Origin of the sequence: Geomonas silvestris, from assembly GCF_014193515.1 — a bacterium.
In the GTDB taxonomy this organism is placed as follows: Bacteria; Desulfobacterota; Desulfuromonadia; order Geobacterales; family Geobacteraceae; genus Geomonas; species Geomonas silvestris.
This window is the reverse complement of the sequence record NZ_BLXX01000005.1, coordinates 337,093-357,369: the sequence shown is the minus strand read 5'-3', so window position 1 is coordinate 357,369 and position 20,277 is coordinate 337,093. Positions and strand designations below refer to the sequence as shown.

At 63.7% G+C, this 20,277-nt stretch carries 20 protein-coding genes; 6 read left to right on the top strand and 14 right to left on the bottom strand.

The window, feature by feature from the left end; genetic code table 11:
- Window positions 1-363 precede the first annotated feature (363 nt).
- Window positions 364-549, top strand: coding sequence for a hypothetical protein (locus GMST_RS11045; RefSeq protein WP_183354705.1), 186 nt, complete (start codon window positions 364-366; stop codon window positions 547-549).
- A 338-nt stretch (window positions 550-887) separates the two neighbouring features.
- Here GMST_RS11045 and GMST_RS11040 read toward each other — a convergent pair whose 3' ends face one another.
- The 9 genes from GMST_RS11040 to GMST_RS11000 all read right to left on the bottom strand — a co-directional run bounded on the left by GMST_RS11040 (window position 888) and on the right by GMST_RS11000 (window position 11,346).
- Window positions 888-1,397: a TlpA family protein disulfide reductase gene (locus GMST_RS11040; RefSeq protein WP_183354704.1), complete on the bottom strand. Its 510-nt coding sequence runs from the start codon at window positions 1,395-1,397 to the stop codon at window positions 888-890.
- Complete coding sequence (locus GMST_RS11035) at window positions 1,387-2,049, bottom strand: ABC transporter ATP-binding protein (RefSeq protein WP_183354703.1); 663 nt, start codon at window positions 2,047-2,049, stop codon at window positions 1,387-1,389. The genes GMST_RS11040 and GMST_RS11035 overlap by 11 nt, the downstream gene beginning before the upstream one ends.
- 144 nt (window positions 2,050-2,193) lie before the next feature.
- A complete protein-coding gene (locus GMST_RS11030) occupies window positions 2,194-3,357 on the bottom strand; it encodes an ABC transporter permease (protein WP_198424550.1) in 1,164 nt (387 codons plus the stop codon).
- Entirely contained in the window at window positions 3,344-4,642 is a 1,299-nt protein-coding gene (locus tag GMST_RS11025; protein WP_183354702.1) for an ABC transporter permease, read from the bottom strand. The genes GMST_RS11030 and GMST_RS11025 overlap by 14 nt, the downstream gene beginning before the upstream one ends.
- Window positions 4,643-4,651: 9 nt before the next feature.
- The gene (locus GMST_RS11020; RefSeq protein WP_183354701.1) at window positions 4,652-6,115 is read right to left on the bottom strand and encodes a Fe-S-containing protein; all 1,464 of its coding nucleotides are present in this window, start codon (window positions 6,113-6,115) and stop codon (window positions 4,652-4,654) included.
- Between the two features lie 422 nt (window positions 6,116-6,537).
- Entirely contained in the window at window positions 6,538-7,068 is a 531-nt protein-coding gene (locus GMST_RS11015; RefSeq protein WP_183354700.1) for an iron transporter, read from the bottom strand.
- A 90-nt stretch (window positions 7,069-7,158) separates the two neighbouring features.
- Entirely contained in the window at window positions 7,159-9,132 is a 1,974-nt protein-coding gene (locus GMST_RS11010; protein ID WP_183354699.1) for an FTR1 family iron permease, read from the bottom strand.
- A gap of 6 nt (window positions 9,133-9,138) precedes the next feature.
- The gene (locus GMST_RS11005; RefSeq protein ID WP_183354698.1) at window positions 9,139-10,791 is read right to left on the bottom strand and encodes an alginate export family protein; all 1,653 of its coding nucleotides are present in this window, start codon (window positions 10,789-10,791) and stop codon (window positions 9,139-9,141) included.
- Between the two features lie 120 nt (window positions 10,792-10,911).
- Window positions 10,912-11,346 (bottom strand): Fur family transcriptional regulator, encoded by a 435-nt coding sequence (locus GMST_RS11000; protein WP_183354697.1) that lies wholly within the window; start codon window positions 11,344-11,346, stop codon window positions 10,912-10,914.
- Between the two features lie 1,101 nt (window positions 11,347-12,447).
- Between GMST_RS11000 and hemP the strand changes: the two genes are divergently transcribed.
- From hemP to GMST_RS10975, 5 genes are all read left to right on the top strand, one after another.
- Complete coding sequence (hemP, locus tag GMST_RS10995; RefSeq protein WP_246399397.1) at window positions 12,448-12,630, top strand: hemin uptake protein HemP; 183 nt, start codon at window positions 12,448-12,450, stop codon at window positions 12,628-12,630.
- A 239-nt stretch (window positions 12,631-12,869) separates the two neighbouring features.
- Window positions 12,870-13,121: a FeoA family protein gene (locus GMST_RS10990; RefSeq protein WP_183354696.1), complete on the top strand. Its 252-nt coding sequence runs from the start codon at window positions 12,870-12,872 to the stop codon at window positions 13,119-13,121.
- Entirely contained in the window at window positions 13,118-13,345 is a 228-nt protein-coding gene (locus tag GMST_RS10985) for a FeoA family protein (protein ID WP_183354695.1), read from the top strand. The genes GMST_RS10990 and GMST_RS10985 overlap by 4 nt, the downstream gene beginning before the upstream one ends.
- Window positions 13,342-15,585, top strand: coding sequence for a ferrous iron transport protein B (feoB, locus tag GMST_RS10980; protein WP_183354694.1), 2,244 nt, complete (start codon window positions 13,342-13,344; stop codon window positions 15,583-15,585). The genes GMST_RS10985 and feoB overlap by 4 nt, the downstream gene beginning before the upstream one ends.
- Before the next feature lies 1 nt (window position 15,586).
- Complete coding sequence (locus tag GMST_RS10975; RefSeq protein WP_183354693.1) at window positions 15,587-15,715, top strand: FeoB-associated Cys-rich membrane protein; 129 nt, start codon at window positions 15,587-15,589, stop codon at window positions 15,713-15,715.
- Between the two features lie 275 nt (window positions 15,716-15,990).
- Here the strand turns inward: GMST_RS10975 and GMST_RS10970 are convergent, their stop codons facing one another.
- The 5 genes from GMST_RS10970 to GMST_RS10950 all read right to left on the bottom strand — a co-directional run bounded on the left by GMST_RS10970 (window position 15,991) and on the right by GMST_RS10950 (window position 20,263).
- Window positions 15,991-17,028, bottom strand: coding sequence for a phosphatase PAP2 family protein (locus GMST_RS10970; RefSeq protein WP_183354692.1), 1,038 nt, complete (start codon window positions 17,026-17,028; stop codon window positions 15,991-15,993).
- 151 nt (window positions 17,029-17,179) lie between these two features.
- On the bottom strand, window positions 17,180-17,620 hold the full coding sequence (locus GMST_RS10965; protein ID WP_183354691.1) for a hypothetical protein: 441 nt from the start codon (window positions 17,618-17,620) through the stop codon (window positions 17,180-17,182).
- Window positions 17,621-17,750: 130 nt separating this feature from the next.
- A complete protein-coding gene (locus tag GMST_RS10960) occupies window positions 17,751-18,365 on the bottom strand; it encodes a flavodoxin family protein (RefSeq protein WP_183354690.1) in 615 nt (204 codons plus the stop codon).
- 346 nt (window positions 18,366-18,711) lie between these two features.
- Entirely contained in the window at window positions 18,712-18,861 is a 150-nt protein-coding gene (locus tag GMST_RS10955) for a hypothetical protein (protein ID WP_183354689.1), read from the bottom strand.
- A 154-nt stretch (window positions 18,862-19,015) separates the two neighbouring features.
- On the bottom strand, window positions 19,016-20,263 hold the full coding sequence (locus tag GMST_RS10950) for a GGDEF domain-containing protein (RefSeq protein ID WP_183354688.1): 1,248 nt from the start codon (window positions 20,261-20,263) through the stop codon (window positions 19,016-19,018).
- Window positions 20,264-20,277 lie beyond the last annotated feature (14 nt).

The window sequence follows — 20,277 nt, the reverse complement described above, 5'->3', positions numbered from 1 at the left end:
AAAGTGCCGCCATGGGAGCCTCCTGTGGTTTGATTCTGGGCGATTTATTCGACCCAGCTGCTTGCTTAGCAAGCTTCTACCACCAGGAGGCTCCCTCTTTCAATTCCCCTCACTCATGCATTTAAACAGGAGGGATTCGCCTTGCAGGCACTTGACCCGAAGGGCTCACCCCCTAGCATTTTCGAACCCATACCTCCGGCCCGCACGTCTTATGCAGCTCCTTCCGCTCTCTCCCTTCCCTTCGCTTTCACCGCTACTTACATTTCCTCCTAAAGATTTCCCGCGCGGCGACGATAGGTCCTATTGCTGCACGTGGCTCGGTTCCTCTGATCGGGTTCGCGTTACGGCAAGGAGGAAGGAAGTATGTTTTTGGAACTCATCGCAGGTTTCATGGGGAAACAACAGACGGCGGCTACTTCCCGCATCGAGCCGGTGACCACCGCCTCGGAAGAAAACATCAAGCGCCTGGCACAGCGCAGGGCGCGCTTCAGCCACCGCCCCTATACCAGGAGCGACGGGTTCACGGTTTCCGGGCCCCGGATGCGCTGAGCAGAGCTTCGTGCATCAAAAAGGCGAATCCCCCCTGTCTCCCTTTTGCAAAGTGGGGGACGTGATGCCGCCGGCGCTGGCTGGGTGCAAGCGTATCCGAGCCTCTCACAAGAGGGATTGACTAAAGAAGGGCGAACACTGGCTCCCCCCTGATCCGATCCGGACTGTTGGGGATGACTCCAGAGCTCGCCCTTTCTGCTTCCCTTCCCGACACTCCGCCGCCGTCACTCTGCAACAACAGTTACGCCAGGGTGCAGACCAGCTTTCGCTATTGGAGAGGTGCGGACCTGATCCGGCGCCGTCTCTCGGTCACGACCGCCCCGCTGCTCCGCCCACCTTTACAACAGCGCGTCCACCGCTTTCTCGAACACCTGCTGACTCACCTCACCCGGCACCATGAGCCGCGCCGCCCCTTTGCGGTCGATGAAGAACGTGCTGGGAACCGAGGTCACGCGATACTTCTTGGCCGCAATCAGCTCCGGGTCTCTCAACACCGGATAGCGCAGGTTCATGGCGCCTACAAACTTCTGCACCACCTCACGCGACTCTCCCATGTTCACCGCGATGACGGTCACGCCACGGCTGCGGTACTTCTGCGCATAGCGATCCAGAGCCGGCATCCCGGCGACGCAGTCCTTGCAGCCGCTGGACCAGAAACGGAGCACCACCACGTCGCCCTGGTAAGCCGAGAGCTTTACGGAGGCATCCTGCTTGTCGAACAGGGTGATCTGCGGCGCGGGGGTCCCCAGCTTCCAGGTCGGGTCCTTTTGGCAGCCACCCAGTAGCACGGCACACAGGAGCAGTCCCGCCGGCAGCCAGTGGCGCGGACGGAGCAGGTCACGCCGCATGCTGCACCACCTTTCCGTGGTGCAGGCGCACCGTGCGGTCGGCGAATTCGGCAAGCTCGGGGTTGTGGGTCACCAGGACGATGGTGCGCCCCTCGGCGTGGAGTTCCTTGAAGAAGTCCAGGATGATCTGCTCGTTCGACTCGTCCAGGTTCCCGGTCGGCTCGTCGGCCAGGATGATCGCCGGCTGGTTGATGAGGGCCCGGGCGATGCAGACGCGCTGCTGCTCGCCGCCGGAGAGCTGGGAGGGGAGGTGGTCGTAGCGGTGCGAGAGCCCCACCCGGTTCAAGACCTCGATGGCGTCGTCGCGGTCGATCATACCGTGGTAGTACTGGGCCAGCATGACGTTCTCCAGAGCGGTCAGGTAGGGAACCAGGTGGAACTGCTGGAACACCAGGCCGATCTTCTCGCGGCGCACCACCACGCGCTCTTTTTCGCTTACCTGCGAGGTGTCGATCCCATCCAGGATGTACTTCCCTTCGCTGAGGGTATCCAGGCAGGAAAGGATGTTGAGCATGGTGGTTTTTCCCGATCCCGACGGCCCCATGATCGCCACCCACTCCCCTTCGCGCACCTGCATGTCGATGCCGTCCAGCGGCGTCACGTTGCCAAACCTCTTGGTGAGACCGACGGTCTCCAGCACTATCTTTTGCATCTCAACCTCCTAAAATCCGTTCTAGGTTCTATGTTCTACGTTCTAGGTTTAAAAACCGAAACCCATCCTCTGGTGGGCGGCGTGTGCCTGCATCAAGGACATGTTGTTAACGTAGAACCTAGAACGTAGAACATAGAACGGCCGTTATTCATCCTTCAGCACGCGCGCCGGGACGATCCCCAGGGCCATGCGCACCGGCAGCGCCGCCGCGGCGAGTGCCGCCAGCAACGACGGGATCAAAGCCACCGGAAGCACCACCGCCCTGAAGGTGATTGCCGAACCGAAAACCGCCTGCCCCAGCACCTGCGCAAGCAAAAAGCCCAATCCCAAACCGGCCGTCACGCCGGCCACGCCGATGATCATGATCTCGCAGAGAAACTGCAGCACCACGCCGCGGTCGTCGGCGCCGATCGCCTTCATGAGCCCGATCTCCCGGGTGCGCTCCGACACCACGGCGATGAGCGTGGTCATGACGCAGAGCGTGGTCACGCTCAGGATGATCACGGCGACGATGGCCATGAGCCCCTTGATCCGGTCCAGGATCTTGCCGTCCGAGTAGGAAACCTTCCGAATCGGCTTGGCGTCCAGGTTCGGGAACTCGCGCTCCAACTGCGCCGCGAGGGTGTCGATGTCGGTCCCTTGGCTCACCACGCTCGCCATGATGTGGTTCACCTCGCCGGGCACCCCCAGCACCTTGCCGGCCAGCGCAAGGTTCACGAAGATCTGGTCGTCCTCGGCCTGCCCGGTTTCGGCGATCCCCTTCACTGTGAGCCGCTTCTGGAAGCCGTTCTCGGCGTGCATCACGTTGACGCTGTCGCCGACCTTGAGCTCCATGGTCTTCGCCAGGTGTTTCCCCACCATGCAGGAGTCCTCGTCGAAGCTCACGCTGATCCACTCCCCTTCCACCTGCCAGTAGGGCGAAAGCCTCCTGAGGCCGGGGAAGTCGACGCCGGCCAGGACCGCGTTCCCGAGGTCGAGCCGCACCAGGCCGTAGAGATAGGGCGAGGCGCCGATCAGCTTGTCCGGCGGAATCACCTGGAGCGCGGCTTGGCCGGTCTGGGAGCCCATGCTCCGCTCGCCGGAAGCGGCTTTGGGACCGATGAAGAAGTTGGCCCCGTAGGTCCTCAGCTCGCGGCTCATCTTGGCGGAGATGTCGAAGTAGACGCAGGCGAGCGCCGTGATGATGGAGGCTCCGATCGCCACCGAGCAAAAGGTGATGGCGACACGGTTGCGGCGCACCTTGAGGGACTTGAAGAGGATGCGCAGGAACATCCCGGCCTGGCTGGGACTTGCACTACTTGCGGCCATGGAGCACCTCCGCGGGAAAGAGCCGGGTAATGAGCCGGGAGGGGACCAGGGAACCGGCCAGGGCGATGAGGATCGAGATCACCACGTTGACCGGAATGACGATCGGGTGAAAGGAGACGGTGGACCCGAAGATGGAGAGTCCAATGAGCTGCGCCAGGAGCGCGCCGGCGCCGCAACCGATCAGCCCTCCAATCAGTCCGACCAGCGCGCTTTCACTCAGAAAAAGAAGGTACACTTCCCAGTCCGCGGCACCGAGCGCTTTCATGAGCCCGATTTCCCGGGAGCGTTCCATGATGGTCGTCACCATGAGGGAGGAGATCCCGAGGCCCGAGGCGATGAAGGCGGCGATGGTGACCACCACCATGAGGAGCTGGATCTTGTTGACCACGGTCCCTTCGCTTGCCGCCACCTGCCAGATGGGGCGCGCGGCGGCGCTGGGGATCGCCTCCTCCAGTTGGTGGGCGATGGAGCTTACGTAGGCGGTGCAGTACCAGCGGTCGTACTCCAGCGAATCGAGGGAGTCGGCGCCGCGGCGCGCCTTGCGCGAGAGCCGGTCCTCGGGGACGGTGAGGGCACTCACGCTCGCCGACTGCACCTTCCCGGTGTGCCCGGAGATGCGCTGCGCCAGGGCAAGCGGAGCGACCAGTGCCGCCTCCTCGGCGCCGCCGGTAGTCAGGATGCCGGTCACGGTCACGGCTTCCGGCTGGGTGGGCGCCAGGGCGTAGCGCACGGTGAGCCGGTCGCCCGCCTTGAGCCCCAGCTTGTGCGCCAGGGTCGCCCCGGCCAGGACCTGGTCGGTCCTGCCGTCGTCCGGCCAGTTCCCTTTGACCTGCCAGAAGGGGTTGATCTCGCGCACCCCGGTGCGGAACTCCTCGTTGCCGGCGAACTTCACCAGCCGGGAGAAGTAGGTGCCGACGAGCGGCACCGCCGCCCCGCCCTCCCCTTCCAGCTTGGCGGGAACCTTGAGAAACGGCGCATAGCCGGCGATGTTGTTGTGCCAGAAGATCTCCTTCATCTTCCCCAGGTCCTGCTCCTCGAGGAAGACCTCGCCCTTCAGGGGGTTGTAGTCCACCCCGCCGATCTCCAGGGGGAGGTTCTCGCTCTTGGGGACCAGGTTCAGGTTGGCGCCGTACGATTTCATCTCGCGGGACATCTTGTCGCCCACGTCGATGGAGATGGTCATGAGCGCCGTGATGAGGCTGGCGGCCAGGATGATGGTGGAGGTGGCGAGCAGCTTCCTGCGGCGTCCCCGAAAAAACGATTGTCGAAGCATCAGCAAAAACATGGCGTCTCCTTAGGCCTGGCGGTACCCCTGCACCCGGAAGTTTCGGGCGGGGTCGGCTCCGGCAAAGCGCTCGGGCGCGGCGCGGAACTGTTCCAGCGTCTTCTCGTTCTCGAAGAAGTAGATCCTCCCCTTGAACTCCTCGCGGAAGGGGGCCTTCAGGTTGATGAGCTCCTTGCCGCTCACCGGATCCTTCACCTTGATGGAGACTACCTCGCTGAAGTAGCGCGCCCCTTTGTCCAGTTCGCGCGCCGAGATGACGATCTCGCTCCCCGTCACCTCGTGCCTGAGGGGGATCGGGTTGCACCCCCCTTCCTTGCCGATGGAGGGGACGAAGATGCGCACGTTGCAGGCGATGCAGACGATCTCGTTCTTGTTCTGCAGGTACCCCATGTCGCCGCAGAGCATGCAGGCGTCGAAGACCACGCCGATCCTGGGCTGGCCGGGGCTTCCGGCGCTACGGGTGTTGATCAGGAAGAAGCGCACCAGGTGTCCGTCGTCGGTCAGATGCGAGAAGCGGTGCAGCTTGCCGTCGGCAACCTGGGCCATGGGGATCCTGATCAGCCCGGCGGCATCCGGGGTGAGGCGGACCGGCGTGGAGATGCGCGGCGGGCGCGAGGCGTAGAGATCGTAGAAGCCGAGTACGGCCGCGATGGCGACGCACAGGTAGAGGGCGCTTTTTAGCCAGCGGGTCTCGCGCAGGATGAGGCTTTTGGTCTTGCGGCGCGGCGCGGGTTCCAAAGCGGCAAGTTCGGCATGTTCCGGGAGCGAGCGCCCCTTCCAGATGAGGATGGCGAGTGCCGCCAGGATCGCGAGTTCGCCGTATGGGGCGAGATGGGCGTACTTGCCGACCTTCGCGACGACGGAGAGCCTCAGGCTGGTAAGCTCGATCCGCTCCAGGCGCATCAGGGCGAGCAGGAGGTCGGCGCCCCAGGGAACGGCGATGAGAAGCCCCATCAAGAAGAGTCCCAGGCTCAGCCGGCGGCTCGGCGAGCGCTCGGCGAGCTCCGCGCAGACCGGGACGAGGATCGCGCAGCCAAGAAACCCGATCAGGATGCCGCCCAGGTTCAGGATCAGCTCGGAGTTGAGCACGGCGGTCGCGGAGAGCGCCTCCTCTCCGGCTGCGGCAAGGAAGCTGAACATGGCAGCTGCCGCGAGCGCCGCCTGAGAGCAAAGGGCCGTCCAGCACGCCAGGGAACCGGGCTCCCGGCGGCGCCGCGCCAAAAAGACAGCGGACGCGGCGAGGGCGACGGTAAGTCCCAGGCCGAAGAGGGTGGCGCGCGAGGCGGTCAGCGCCTCGAGTTTCAAGGCCACCAGGTAGGTAAGCACCCCCGCCGCCAGGCCGGCCGCCGGTGCGCCCATCAGCCGGCGCCCGGCCTCACCGGTGCGCGAGCGCCGCAACGCCGGCAGCAGCATTCCGGCTACCAGGGCAAGCGGCAGGAAAGCCCGCATGAAATGCACAAAATAGGAAAGCATCCTCTTCTCCTCCCGGGCGCGCGGTGAGCCGGCACCGCAGGGTTTACTTCATGAGAATGGTCGAGCACTACGGCTACTCAGTCGTAAGCAAGACTGTGGTAAGGGTAATTCCCGCACAATCCCCTCTCTTCCCAGCGCACGTCAGCGGATCTCACGTCCCCCCCTCTGACAAGGTTCCACCGCGAATTCCCGGACACCTCGAATTCGTTTCCACGCAGCGCGACAGGAGGCCCCGCGTCCCCCCCCTTTGGAAAGAAATTCTTTGCCGACTAAAGATCACGCTTCCCCGGTGTTCTTTGCCAATTGGGGGACGCCGCGTTCCATCATTGCGACGCCCCCGCGCCTGAAACTCAACGACCGGGAGGAGCCGCGGCTTGCACCGGCTCCTCCCGGACGCTGGTTCCCGGGGGAATCTATCCCGGCTAGTTCTTTTTGATCGGCACGTACTTGAACTTGTACTCGGCGCTGAAGGGCTGGAACCACTTGCCGACGCCGCTGAAGACGTCGGTGTGCCTGCCGAACCCCTGCTTGGAGGGGGGCTCAATGCTGAAGGAGAGCTTGTAGTTGCCCGCCCCCATCATCTTCACGTTGCTGCCGTAGTGCGGGCCGTCTTTGGCCACCATGGGCATGAAGGTCCCGGTCTTGGAGGCGCCGGTGTCGGTGTTCACCAGCTTGTAGCTCACGGTGAGATACGGGATCCACTCGCCGGCGCCGAAGCCGTTCGGGTTGCCGCGCAGCGCGTGAATGTCGGCCTCGAGGTGCACGTCGGCCTGGGAGGCCGGCAGGTCGGTGCCGCGCGGCTCCATGTCGATGGGGCGCAGGTAGACCGCCGCCACCTTCATGTGGTTGATCTCCTTCTCCTCGCCGATCGGGTATTCCTTGAGCTTGTCTGCCGCCAGGGCCCCCTGGGCGAAAGCAAGAACCATGATGCTCAGTGCCAGCAACTTCTTCATTGTGTGCTCCTCCTCGTTAGTGTGTCCGGGCCGGCTGCCCGGCATGCTTTTGGTTTTAGTGCGGGCGGTGCCGCGACGGTATTCGCTGCTTCAGGCTCCGGCCTGCTGCGGGCGTTTCTTTCCCATGAGAATCAGTGCGGCAACTGCCGCCAGCAGCAGGGCAGCCTGCGGCAAGAGGGTCTGCAGGTAGGGATAGATCCCGAGCGCCGGCAGGGTCGGCACCCACGAAATGCTGGACGGCACGAAGAGTTTCCCCTCGACCAGCTCCATCACCCCTTTGCCGGCGAAGACGAAGGAGAGGTAGTAGAGCAGCCCGCCGGTGGCCAGGAAGAAGGGGCGGATCGGGAGCCGCACCGCGCCGTGGCGCATGACCAGGTAGATGACGAAGAGGAGCGCGCAACCGGCCGCGAAGCCGCCGGCGATGGCGCCCAGGCCGGTGCCGCCGGCATCCGCTCCCAGCGCCTGGTAGAAGAGCACGGTCTCGGCACCCTCGCGGTAGACCGCCAGGAACGCCGCGAACCAGAGCCCCTTCAGCGAATTGGAGGAGAGCGCGCTCCCCACCTTCTCCTTCAGATAGCTGGACCACTTCTGTGCCTCGGCCTTGGAGATGATCCAGTAGCTCACGCTGAAGAGCACCAGCGAGGCGAGGAGCATGGTGGCGCCCTCGGTCGCCTCCTGGCTGGCGGCGGAGGTCTTGAAGACCCACTTCACCAGCACCGCGGTGATGACGCTTAAGACCAGCGCGCAGCTCACCGCGTTGTAGATGACCTTGAGCTTCTCGCGGTTGCCGCTCTTCACCAGGTAGGCGATGATCGCGGTGATCACCAGGATGGCTTCGAACCCCTCACGGACGATGATCATGAGCGAATAGAGGAACAGGGCCTTGGGCGAATCGCCCCCTTTGCCAAGCAGTTGGGTCGCCTTCTCCAGGTCTGCCTTCATGCTGGAAAGTGCCGCCTGAAGCTCGCCCGCCGGTGCGTTCCCCTTCATCTGGGCCACCAGCTGGCTGAAGTGCGCCTCGATACCAGCCTTCAGGTTGGCGTCGCGCGCCCCGATCTTCGACTCCATCCCGGTTGCCTCGAAGATATCGAAGTAGGCGTCCTGCACCGCGGCGACCGCCTGGGCAGCCTCCCCCTTGCCGTAGAGCCCGATGGCACGGTTGACCTCGGCCACCAGGTCGGCAGCCACCTTGCCCCAGTCCTTCTCCGGACCGCTCGCAGTTGCCGGCTTGGCGGCATCCCCCTTGGCAATTGCACCCTCGATCGGCCCCAGCGTCGGAAGCTCCTCGTTGAGTGCACGCACCAGCTCGCTGCAGTGCTTCTCCACCTCGGCCGGCGTGGCACCGGCGCGCATCAGCTTGGCGATCTGGCTGAAGGAGGCGTTGTGCTCGAAGTCGCGCTCGGGCGAGACGTAGCGGCGCACCGCCGTGGAGAGCAGGCTGTTTTTGTAGCCGTCGAACTGGGCCTGCACGACCTCGTCGCCGGCCCCCTTGGCGTCCCCTTTCTTCAGGGTCTCCCGGGCCTGGGTGAGGCTCGCCTCGATCCCGTCGGCAGCCTGACGCCAGACCGGCTCGACGCGCGCCTCTTTCCCGGAGGCCGGTGCGGCCGCCTGGCTGCCAGCGGTTTCCGCGACTTTGCCGCCTGGCTCGCCGACCAGCTCGATGCCGCTTTCCAGCTCCGGGCCGACCGCCCGCAACTTCACCAGGAACGCGCCGATGCTCTTCTCCAGCTGGTCCGCCGGGACCTTGGCGACGATCATCTTGCGGATGGTGACGAAGTCCTCCTCGAGCTCGATGTTCTTGCGGGCCGAGACGTTGACCCGGATCAGCCCCTCCAGGTTCTCGTAGACCTCGAAGTAGGCGGCCTGGGCCTTCGCCTTGGCGCCGGGGAGGTCCCCCTTCCTATAAAGCGCCAGGGACTGGTTCAAATAGGCGCCGGTCTCCTCGATGAGGGCGGTACCGTTGCCCTTTTTGGCGCCGGCGGCGCGGGCGTCGGACCCGCTCCAGCCGATGAGCGCCGCGGCGAACAGCGTCACCACGACGGCGATGGACGCTCCTTTTTTCATGGCCGGCTACCCCTCTACCTTGACGGCGCGTTTCTTGGTCTTGTCGATGTTGAAGGTGAGCATCGCGTAGAAGTACGTGATGTCGTCACCGCTCCCCGAGGCGTCGCGGAAGAAGCGCTCGGTGAACATGTGGTCGTAGGAGAGCTGCAGGGAGAGATCTTTCGTGAAGGCGTAGCTTACGCTGAAGTCGGCCTCGGTGCCGATGCGGTGGCTGAACCCGGGCTCGGTGCTGGAGACGACGAACTTGTGTGCGGTAGCTGAGAAGCTCAGCTGGTCGGTGAGCTCGACTCCCCAGCCCAGGCTGTAAACCTGCATGCCGGAAGCGTGGTGCTCGCCCACGTCGATGCCGGAGAGATCCCCCACGGCGTGCATGTCGCCTACCAGGGAGGAGTCGTTGTTGGGGTTGCGGAACTCACGGTTGGGGTTCTGGCTGCCGGAGCCCACGGCGTAGCTCGCCAGGAAGTGGTGCTTCATGCCTAAGGCCTCGACTTCGCTGGTGAGGTCCAGGTGGCCGCCGTAGGCGTCGATGGTGTCGTGACCGCCGGTCACGTCGTTATAGGCGCGGCCGGTCTGCACCACCGGCTCGAACTCGAGCCCGAAGGGACCCACCTTGGAGACGCTGCGCAGGCCGATGCTGTCCAGATGCGCGCCGACATGACGCTCTTCGGCGCCGGAGTCCCTCAGGTAGTAGACGTCGAGCGAGCTGTCCTCGGAGGGGGCGTAGCTGAGGTAGGCGCCGTAGAGGTTGCCGCCGACATCGCCGGAGAAGGCCTTCACGTAGCGCCCGCCCAGGAGGTCGAGGTTGACCGAGGCGGTCGGCTTCAGGCGCACCCGGACGGCGTCGAAGGTCAGCCCGTCGAAGGCGGTGTCCGAGCCCTGCATGAAGGCGCTGCCGTAGACGAACTCCTGGCGGCCCGCCTTCACCCCGACTACGTCGTGCCCGGGGAGACGCGCCTCGACGAAGCCCTGGTAGAGGCCGAAATTGCTGTAGCGGTCGTTGCTCCCTTCGAAGCCGTACCCCTGCCCTTCCACGTGCAGGTCGAGGTAGTCGGTCGGGTGCCAGTAGGCGTAGGGCTTCACGCGGTAGATAAAGCGCCCGTCGTTGTGGCCGGAGTTGAAGGTGTCGGGGAGGTTGTAGTTACGCGCGCCTTCGCCGCGCAGAAAGCCGTTCACCCCGACCTTGTAGACGAAGCTCGGGCTCTCCGGCTCGACCAGGGCGAGGATCTCTTCGATGGTCTTGCGTTTCTTCAGGTAGTTTTGCTGTTGGGAGAGCTCGTTGTCCAGGGCAAGCTTCAGTTCGGTGATATCTTCCAGGTCGTCCTTCAGAAGCAGGCGGTTTCCTTCCTTCTCGTAAGTATCGGCGATGCGGTCCAGTACGGCGATCAGGCATTCGGCCAGTTCGCGTCTCGAGCAACTTTTCCCCTGCGGGAGTTGCTTGTCGGCGGCGTACTTCTTCACTAGTTCCGCCATCTCCCGGTAGGCCCAGTGCTCGCTCCCCACCTCTTCCGGGATCTCCCCCCTCTTCTCTTTTACACTCTGCGGGGCGGCAGCTGCCGCAGTCTCGGGCTGCGCCCCGGCAACCTGCGCCAAGGCCTGACCGCCAGCCAGAACGGTCGTCAACAGTGAAATGGCCAGTGCCGAACGAATCCTCAGGTACATCTTTCCCTCCTCGATCTGGTTATGGAGCCCAACCGGCTCCGATTGCAGGTTATGAAAACGGTTCTGTCCCAGACAGGGACTCACGTGGTGCGGATCCCGTGCACGAAGGCCGGGTTGCGGCTAGGAAGACAGGCATTGGCTGCAGACGCCGCGCAGCTCGATCTGCAGGCTCTGCACCTTGAAGCCGTGGTTCTGGACGATGCTTGCTTCCAACTGCCCCAGCCCGGGGCTTTCGAATTCGGTGATGGTGCCGCAGGCGGTGCACAGAAGATGGTCGTGGCGCACGCCGTCGGTGACCAGCTCGTAGCGGGTGAGGCCGTCGCCGAAACGGACCTCGCGGGCGATCCCCGACTCGGCGAAGAGCTTAAGCGACCGGTAGACCGTGGCGTGTCCGATCTTTGGGTACTTGGTCCGGAGGATCGGGTAGAACTCGTCCACGTGCAGGTGCCTGCCGAGCTCGATGAAGGCCTCCAGGATGATGTAGCGCTGCCGGGTGATCTTCAGGCCGCGCTCCGCCAGGTACCTTCTCAGGATTTCTTTTGGGTTGTGTTGCAAAGAAGCCTCTGGCTGCCGGTCGGGGAAGCCCCGGCAACAACTTTGAAATTCACTTTCACGCACCGAACAGAAAAACGCGCTGCGGCAGCTGAATAGACGCAGGGAGCGCCAAACAGAGACAAGCTCATCCGTGTGTGTAGATGCCGATATCGTTCTCTTTGGCTGGCTTTTGGGGGGCTGGCTTATCGAGGGGAGGAGAAACGGTTTTGAAAGTTGTTTTCGTTTATAAGGGCTGATCACGAAGATGTCAAGGCCTTTTTTTAATGATCGACTGCGGGACCGCCCCGCCGGTCCTGGCCAACGAGGAAGGTCCATCGTCATCATGTCAAAGGCGCGGCTTTTGAAGACACATCTGCCCAGGCAAGCTGCCCCTCGCTAAATAGTTTCAGGATCAGGAGAGAGTCCGGCACCTATCGGAAAGGCAGTATCCCGTTGATCCGATTCTTCCTGCTACCAAGATAAAACTCTTTTAAGGACCCCCTGGCGCGGCATCGCCTTCCTCAAGTCGTATGGCAGCCGCATGCCCGACGCCCTCCCCCGGAACCGGCGTGCATTCTCCCCGTATCCAGTTATCCTGACCCCGTCAACCCCAATCCTCCCCAACTCAAATTTTGTCTTGACTTCAGCGGAACTCGACGCTATAAACGAATTCAATTTTCAAAACCATATTCACCGCAACTTCGGCACTTCGAAGCTACGGCCCCGCCTAGAGACCACGCAGCGCGGGGAGCAGTAACGGTTTTACCCACGCTGCGCACCGAACAAACCACCCTGACTTGCGTCGCTGTAATGAAATTGGAAGTCATCACCGCCGGAGGAAGTCCCATGCGTGAAGCCATGATAAGCGGCCAGGAGTGCCTGGTAGGCGAAGTTTCTCAGTCCACCCGGGCAGCTGGCGTCGGACTGTGGTTCCTGGACCAGCAGCCGAACGCGGCCGAGGCCTGGGACGCCGTGGCTGTCTTTACCGGCGCCGCTGCGCACCTTGACCGCAGCACAGGTTCTTCCGAAAGCGACTGCACCCCTTTTAATTGCGTTTCCTGCGCTGGCGCCGCCCTGTGCGGAGGCCGCGCTACTATAAACTGAGCAGCACCAGGAGGTCCCATGATGAACGTCGCCAGCGGGGAGAGCCAATCCGCCGTCCCCAAACGCGCCCACGCAGTCAAACCTAGAACCGTCACCAGCGCCGAACTGATGGGCGGCGGCAAGGAACTCATCATCCTGCACGCCGACGCCGAATACCTGCTGCGCATCACCAGCAACGGAAAACTCATCCTCACCAAGTAATCCCTGCCCAGGGAATCCAGCCAGCCACGTCGCCGCCCGGCGACACCAGCCAGCCTCCAGACAAGAAACAGTTAAGGCAGCCAAGATGCGCTCCCACGCTCTCGCTCGATCCTTCCTGCCGCACCGCCTTTGGCGTTCGGGTGCTTGCCACCCATGCGCGCCAAGGTGAGTTACGGAACCGTCGGTTCAAAGCACACGCGAGAGCTGGGGCGCAGCGCAACCCAGAAAAGGAGTAAGCCATGATACCCCTCGGACTATTAAGTACCGGCGAACACGGCGAGATCGTCGAAATCAGGATCGCCCCTTCCAGCGCGTCTTGCTGTGAGAAAACCAAGTGCGACTGCCGCATCGAGGACCTCGGACTGCGCATCGGCAAGACGGTGCAGATGCTCAACAACGGCAGCCCGGTTCTTTTGAAAGTAGACGAATCGCGCATAGCCGTGGACCGCAGCATGGCGATGAAGATATTGATCAAGGAGGCGGGACGATGAATCTGGCAGTACTCAAACCGGGACAGAAGGGGCGCATCGTGTCCATCGGGGCGATCGGCCCCTTGAAGCGGCGCCTCATGGACATGGGGGTGTTGGTGGGCGAGGAGGTGAAGGTCGTCAAGGTGGCCCCCATGGGCGACCCGATCGAGGTTTACATCAAGAGCTACAACCTCTCGCTGCGCAAGAACGAGGCGGAAGGTATCGCGGTGGAGGTGCTGGCATGAACGCTCAGAGCGCAGTGAAGGAGCAGGAACCCGCCAACAGGCACGGGAACCTGCGTCCGGTGGAACAGCGGGTGCTTACCATCGCCGTCGCCGGCAACCCCAACGCCGGCAAATCGACGCTCATCAACGCCATCGCCGGTTCGCGCCTGCACGTCGGCAACTGGCCCGGCGTCACGGTCGAGAAGAAGGAGGCCTCCTTCGAGTACCAGGGGACCAAGATCCGCCTGGTCGACCTCCCCGGCACCTACTCGCTCTCCCCGTACACGCAGGAGGAGATCATCGCCCGCGACTACCTGGTCGAGGAGCGCCCCGACCTGATCCTGAACGTGGTGGACGCCACCAACCTGGAGCGCAACCTCTACCTCACCGTGCAGCTCATGGAGTTGGGGATCCCGGTGGTCATGGCGCTCAACATCTACGACGAGGCGCAGGCCAAGGGGTACCGCATCGACGTGGCGCAAATGGAGAAGATGCTGGGGATCCCGGTCGTCCCGACCTCCGCCACCAAGAAAACCGGCCTCGACCAGCTGCTGCAGGTCGCGGTAAGCGGCGAGAAATCCCCGCAGCTGGCCGTGCCGCACCAGCTTAACTACGGCGAGGACATCGAGGCTGCGGCCGAGTTCATCGCCGGGAACCTGCGCACTTCGGCTCCGGCGCTTTTGGAGCGCTATCCCTCGCGCTGGCTTTTGCTGAAACTCATTGAGGGGGACGCAGAGGTGCGCAAGGCGACCAACCTCACCGAGGAGACGCTTCTCCCGGAAGCCCTGCATCACTTGCGGCGCGCCCACGGCGAGGACCTCGAGGCGGTGCTTGCCGAGGTGCGCTACTCGCTCGCCACCGGCCTCACCCGGGAAGTGCTGAAGAAACCCGAGCTCCCGCGCACCGAGGTCACCGAGAAGATCGACCGCATCGTGCTGCACCGGGTGTTCGGGATCCCGATCTTCCTCGCCGCCATGTGGATCATGTTCAAGCTCACCTTCGACGTCTCGAAGCCCCTGGCCGACTGGATCTCCTCGATGATCGCCGGCCCGTTCAAGCACTGGGCCGAGGCGCTCTTGGGGCTGATCCACGCGCCGGAGTGGACCGTGTCGCTCGCCACCGACGGCGTCATCGCCGGCACCGGCAACGTCCTGGTCTTCGTGCCGATGATCTTCGCCATGATGTTCTTCATCACCTTCCTGGAAGGGAGCGGCTACATGGCCCGCGCGGCGTTCGTGATGGACCGCGCCATGCACGCCATCGGCCTGCACGGCAAGTCCTTCATCCCCATGCTGTTGGGCTTTGGCTGCAACGTGCCGGCCATCTACGCCACCCGGACCCTGGAGAACCCGCGCGACAAGGCGCTCACCGCCCTTTTGGTGCCGCTCATGTCCTGCGGCGCCCGGCTTCCGGTCTACGTGGTCTTCATCGGCGCCTTCTTCCCGAAAAACGGCGGGACCGTACTCTGGTCGCTCTACGTGATGGGGATCGTGCTCGCCATCGTCATGGGCTTCATCTTCAAGAAGACCCTCTTCAGGGGCGACGCACCGATGTTCATCATGGAGCTCCCGCCGTACCGGGTCCCTTCTTTTAAGAGCCTCATGATCCACACCTGGGAGAAAGGGAAGCACTTCCTGGTCAAAGCCGGCACCTACATCCTGGCGGTCTCCATCATGGTCTGGTTCCTGTTGAACCTCCCCTGGGGCGTCGAGCACAAGCGCGACTCCTACCTGGGGCAGGTGGGCGCCGCGGTCGCTCCGGCACTCTCCCCCTTGGGTTTCGGCTCCTGGGAAGCAAGCTCCTCGCTCATCGCGGGGCTGGTAGCCAAGGAGATCGTGGTCGGGACCATGGGCGAGATCTACGTGAAGAAGGCCGAGGAGAAAAAGGCCGAGAAACCGACCTTTGCCCAGGACCTCCAGACGGCAGGCTCGGGGCTCGTGAAGGCGCTCGGTGAATCGGTCAACAACGTCACCTCGACCTTCGGGGTCTCCAGCCTCTCCACGGACGAGGACGCCGAGAAGCTCGCCGAGCGCACGCCGCTTAGGGAGGAGCTCAAGAAGCAGTTCACCCCGCTGGCGGCCTACGCCTTCATCACCTTCGTGCTCTTGTACATGCCGTGCGTGGTCGCGGCGGTCGCCATGGTGCACGAGTTCGGCACCTGGAAATGGTACGGCATCGCCTTCGGCTACCAGATGGTGCTCGCCTGGAGCATGGCGCTTCTGGTCTACCAGGGCGGAAAACTACTCGGATTTGGAGGGTAACATGGGAATATCGGATATGATCATTGCGACGGTCATCCTGGCGGGGGCCAGCTACCTGCTCTACCACTCGCTCTGGAAGAAGAAGGGGCACTGCCACGGCAGCTGCGACGGGAGTTGCCACAAGAAATAAACCCGGTGCGCGGGAAGTTCGCGCCATCGCACTGCGTAGCGCGTGCGCGGCAGCACTGAAACAGAAGACCCCGGAAGCTTTAACTGAGCCTCCGGGGTCTTTTTGTTCTCTGTCCTCGTTCCTACGCTACGGCTGGCCCCCCTCTCCCCTTGCGGGAGAGAGTCGGGGTGAGGGGGAAGCTGACAGCTCCTTTGCCCCCGCGCGACACGGGCTCCGTCAAAACCGCACCTGGCAGATGAGTGCGGCACCCCCTTCCAGGGGCTGCGGGACCAGGGTCAAAGAGCCTCGCGCCGCGCCCCCCTCCCCTTCAGTGGCTGCGGCGGGGGGGGGCCGAAACCGTAGTGCCAAAGCCGCGGCAAAAGGAAACCGGAGACGAGCCCGATCCCGGTCCCGGCCAGGACGTCGGTGGTGTAGTGCCGGTCCGCCATGATGCGCAGCAGGCCGGTCGCCGCGGCGACTCCCAGGGAGGCCCCGCAGGCCAGGCGCTCGTTTTCCGGATCCTGGTAGGGATGCTGGAAGGCGTGGTTGGTACAGAGGAGTCCCGCCCCGGTAAAGGCGAAGGCGACGTGCCCGCTCGGCATGCTCCGGTTGCGCTCCTCGTAGTCTTCACAGTTGGTACCGGCGCAGGTACGGGCGTAGGGTTTCTCGCGGCGCACGCTGTTCATGAGGACGCTGGAGGCAAGGCTCGTGAAGGCGAAGGATTCCAGGTTGATCATCTCGGTCTGCCAGAGCGCGTCCCAGTTGCGGTCCCGCAACCCGAGCCTTGTCAGGGCATCGACCACCGGAGCGCCGATCAGCGCAGCCATCAAAAGGTCGCCGGAGAATTCGGCGATCTCGCGCCCGCGCTTGCTGGAGATCAGCAGCAGGTCGCGCACCCCCTCGTCGAGCCCGTTACGCGCGCTCCAGCGCGGAGAAGCAGGCTCGCCGTACACCGACTCGGAAAATAGCGTCGCCCCGATGGCCAGGCCGGAACCGAGGTAATCCCACCAACCGGCGCGCCTCCAGCGCCAGCTTCCCGTCTCCGGGGAGCCCGTGCCCTGCAGCGCAGCAGGACCGGCGGGAGGCGTAGCTAACGGTACGGGTGGTTGAAGCCCGTCGAGAGCCCCCCCGGTCCCCATCGACGAGGCGCCGGGGCTGAAGTTCAGATCGGGGGACTCGCTGCAGAGCCCTCTTTCATTGGTTTCTGTCGCTTCCGAGCAGGAAGTTGGCGGGTCGGCTGCACGCAGCAGGGGGGGCGCGAGAAGCTGCGCCGCGAAGAGGAGCACTACGATGGTGAAAGGTGCGATGCGGGCCGTTGCATTATTGAATACCAATAAAGACCCGTGTCAAGCGCGGAGGGTTCTAGGCTGGGGATGACGAAACGACGCAGGGCAAGTAAGCATTCGGCAGGTGCGGCACCGCCTGCCGAGAGCCTCGGTGCGGGATCTGCGCGGGTGGTGGCAGCGCCGGCCCGCGCAGACGTTTTTAGGACTGGCCGGTGAAGCTGCGCCAGTAATCGGAGGAAGAGGTCTGCTCGATCTCCCTGAGCACCGCCTCGTTGTTGCGGGACGACAGCACGGCAACGCTCTCCTTCACCCGGTGCAGCAAGCCGTCCTTCTTGTCGACATCGGTGCCGACGGTGAACTGGTCGCAATCCCCCGCCAGGTTCTTGATCTGGATGAAGATCCCGGGCTTTTCGTGGCGGCTTCTTTTCCCCAGCGGCTTCACCAGCGACTCGTACCCCCGCCACAGGGCGGTGGCCAGCTCAGCGGCGGCCTCGTTGTCGGGGAGGATGACCCGCCAGTCGATGGCAGCCGTCATGATGATACCCGGCGGCGGTTGTGCGACGAAGTAGTGGCCCTGCGGCGCCTGATCCGCGAGAAGGGCGAGAAACCGGTCCGCCGTCACCGAATCCTTGACATGCATGAATGCACCCTGGATTAACATAGCACCTCACTCAATGATGGGATGATCGTAGTACCTGCTGGAAGAGATCAACCAAATCCCGAAGCACGGGAACGTATCACGGGTAAGCCGCCGCTTTTCCGGGAAGCCCTCAGGCCTCGCTATGGGAGAGTTTCCTCCCCAGCACCCGGGCCTTTTTCCTGATCCGGTCACTGGGGGACTGGCGCTCTTCCCGGGCGGCAAGACCGATGAAGAGCACTCCGACGGTGCGGGCTCCCAAGAGGCCCGCGGCCTGCCTGAGCAGCTTGATGAGCGAGGTCCCCAGCCGCGCCAGAAAAGCCGGTGCCGCCGAGGAGGCGACCAGTACCGCGCGGCGGCTCAAATCCCGCTTGCGCGGTTTGGGCGCGTGAGCGCCCCAGGGCCAGTAGGCGTAGCAGACCAGCCGCTCGATAAAGCGTTTCATGAGCGCGGTAACGGTAGCGAAGTTGGTCGGCGAGGCCAGGATGATGGAGTCGGAAGCCTCCAGACGATCCAGTACGGCCCCCATCTCGTCCGCTATCGGGCAAAGACCGCGTGCCGCCCCGGACTCCTGGGCGCAGAGCCGGCAGTTGGTGCAAAACTCCACCCGGATATCCGAAAGGTAGACCTTGAAAACCTCGGCCCCTTCCTCCCGGGCCGCCTGCAGCATCTCATCCACGGTCTGATCGATCATCCCGCCCTTGCGGTAGCTGCCGACGATCGCCGTTACCTTCACCTGCTTCGACATCAACATCCTCTGAAAACCGGCCTCCCAAACGGGCGCCGTCTCGGCGTAATACCTACAAAGCCTTCACCGCAACTATCCCGAAGGTGACCGATTCAGCCCTGTGACTGAGGCCCGGGCGCTGGCATACAGGATAAAAAAACTCTATGAGAGTCGGCATCCTTTGCTATGAGAGTAAAGGCTATTAGCGGAAATTAAACTACTCCAGCTAATGACACTATGTCAAGCATTTAGCCTGTGGCTGAGGGATTTTTCTGACCGACGAAACGGGTCCGACGAGACGGGAGCGTTCCCCCCTCCCACGGCGGGGAGAGGACAACGGTTTCGGTTGGGCGGGAATAGCCAATGGTTACTGCTCGTTGTCCGATTTGAGCGCGGCCTCGCGGGCTTTTTTCTCCAGCTTGCGGCGGCGCCGGCCACCCACGAAGCTCTCCTCGATGATGATGGCGACAAAGAGCACGATAAAAAGCAGAAACAGTATGCCGATGAACTTGAACATGAAACGGAGTTCTCCTTGAGTGGGTAACCGCCCGACCACTTGGTGCGGGCCTGATATGTATAAATTCCGCCAGGCGTCCCCCGCTCTGGCACACGCCTCAGCTGCAGAGGCAAGCCGGGGGAAAGATGGCGCCTCAACCTGCCTCAACCTGCCTCTAGGTCGCCACCTGGTTGCGCCCGCGCTGCTTGGCTCGGTAGAGCGCCTTGTCCGCGGCGTTGATGACCTCGGTCGGGGTGCGCAGCGCTTCGCTGGCCGCCGCCACGCCGATGCTGATGGTGACCGAGACCGACTTCGCGGCGCTGCCGCCGGCCCCGCCGGAGCGCTTGGCCTTCCCCTGCTCCGCCTCCTTGGGGCGATCCTCCCCCCTCAGCCAGAGCTGGTAGGTCGCCACCGTCTCGCGCAACTCCTCGAGGTGCGGCGTCACCTCCTTAAGCGAGCGCTTGGGGAAGATGATGGTGAATTCCTCGCCGCCGTACCGAAAGGACCTCCCGCCCCCCTTCACCTTGGCGAGCTTGGAGCCGACCATCCTGAGCACCTGGTCACCCACGTCGTGCCCGTAGGTGTCGTTGAAGCGCTTGAAGTGATCCACGTCCAGCATCGCCACCACGTAGCTGCGCCCGAGCCCCATCACCTGCTCGTTCAGGGCGCGGCGCGAGGGGAGCCCGGTCAATTCGTCGGTAAAGGCCATGCTGTGCGAGTCCTGCAGGACGCCGATGGTCAGCAAAAGCGCGGCAACGGTCACAAAGAGCGCCGGTGCAAAGGGGGTGGTCACCCGGTTCAGGGCGATCCCGAGGGCGATGAGGCTGCCCAAGAGGGCCACGTCGATGGGGAGCCGCCGCTTGAAGACCCTGAGCGCCACCAGGAGGTCGGCCACCAGAAAAAAGAACAGCGAGGACTGCGGGAGCAGAAACCTCGCGAAGGCGGGCCACCGGGAAAACGGGTGGGCGAGCAGTTCGGCAATCGGGCTGTAGTCCTGGCGGAAGCGGGCCATCCAGTAGACCGCGAGCGCCTGGACGGCCAGAAATCCCAGCCGCAGGCGCCCGGCGTGGCTGAAGATCCCCCGCTCGCGCATGAAGCAGAAAAGCGTGAGGTTCACCGGGATGATAACGGAGAGGCTCAGAAAGAGCACCCGGGGCACCGGCTCCCCCACCCCCTGGGCCAGCGCCCCGCGCTGCACCAGGTAGAGCGCGGCCACCAAAATGAGGGCGAAGAAGATCCGGCCGCGGTTGAAGGCGAGGCTCAGCCCGAAGCCTCCGGTGAGGGCCAGGTAGGGCGCATAGGCGGTGAGTTCCTGCTGCGGTGCCGGCAAAAGCGGTAGCCGCTGCAGGGCGGCGAACGCTGCGACAAGCAGCGCGGCGGGGAGCGCTAGCACGGTAAAACGTTTGATGAGTGCGTACGACACGGGTGGCTACAGTC

What these genes read in the sequence shown, in the direction of transcription:
- GMST_RS11045 (WP_183354705.1), top strand. Translation starts at nt 364, where the DNA reads ATGTTTTTGGAACTCATCGCAGGTTTCATGGGGAAACAACAGACGGCG.
- GMST_RS11040 (WP_183354704.1), bottom strand. Translation starts at nt 1,397, where the DNA reads ATGCGGCGTGACCTGCTCCGTCCGCGCCACTGGCTGCCGGCGGGACTG.
- GMST_RS11035 (WP_183354703.1), bottom strand. Translation starts at nt 2,049, where the DNA reads ATGCAAAAGATAGTGCTGGAGACCGTCGGTCTCACCAAGAGGTTTGGC.
- GMST_RS11030 (WP_198424550.1), bottom strand. Translation starts at nt 3,357, where the DNA reads ATGGCCGCAAGTAGTGCAAGTCCCAGCCAGGCCGGGATGTTCCTGCGC.
- GMST_RS11025 (WP_183354702.1), bottom strand. Translation starts at nt 4,642, where the DNA reads ATGTTTTTGCTGATGCTTCGACAATCGTTTTTTCGGGGACGCCGCAGG.
- GMST_RS11020 (WP_183354701.1), bottom strand. Translation starts at nt 6,115, where the DNA reads ATGCTTTCCTATTTTGTGCATTTCATGCGGGCTTTCCTGCCGCTTGCC.
- GMST_RS11015 (WP_183354700.1), bottom strand. Translation starts at nt 7,068, where the DNA reads ATGAAGAAGTTGCTGGCACTGAGCATCATGGTTCTTGCTTTCGCCCAG.
- GMST_RS11010 (WP_183354699.1), bottom strand. Translation starts at nt 9,132, where the DNA reads ATGAAAAAAGGAGCGTCCATCGCCGTCGTGGTGACGCTGTTCGCCGCG.
- GMST_RS11005 (WP_183354698.1), bottom strand. Translation starts at nt 10,791, where the DNA reads ATGTACCTGAGGATTCGTTCGGCACTGGCCATTTCACTGTTGACGACC.
- hemP (WP_246399397.1), top strand. Translation starts at nt 12,448, where the DNA reads ATGATGAACGTCGCCAGCGGGGAGAGCCAATCCGCCGTCCCCAAACGC.
- GMST_RS10990 (WP_183354696.1), top strand. Translation starts at nt 12,870, where the DNA reads ATGATACCCCTCGGACTATTAAGTACCGGCGAACACGGCGAGATCGTC.
- GMST_RS10985 (WP_183354695.1), top strand. Translation starts at nt 13,118, where the DNA reads ATGAATCTGGCAGTACTCAAACCGGGACAGAAGGGGCGCATCGTGTCC.
- feoB (WP_183354694.1), top strand. Translation starts at nt 13,342, where the DNA reads ATGAACGCTCAGAGCGCAGTGAAGGAGCAGGAACCCGCCAACAGGCAC.
- GMST_RS10975 (WP_183354693.1), top strand. Translation starts at nt 15,587, where the DNA reads ATGGGAATATCGGATATGATCATTGCGACGGTCATCCTGGCGGGGGCC.
- GMST_RS10965 (WP_183354691.1), bottom strand. Translation starts at nt 17,620, where the DNA reads ATGCATGTCAAGGATTCGGTGACGGCGGACCGGTTTCTCGCCCTTCTC.
- GMST_RS10960 (WP_183354690.1), bottom strand. Translation starts at nt 18,365, where the DNA reads ATGTCGAAGCAGGTGAAGGTAACGGCGATCGTCGGCAGCTACCGCAAG.
- GMST_RS10955 (WP_183354689.1), bottom strand. Translation starts at nt 18,861, where the DNA reads ATGTTCAAGTTCATCGGCATACTGTTTCTGCTTTTTATCGTGCTCTTT.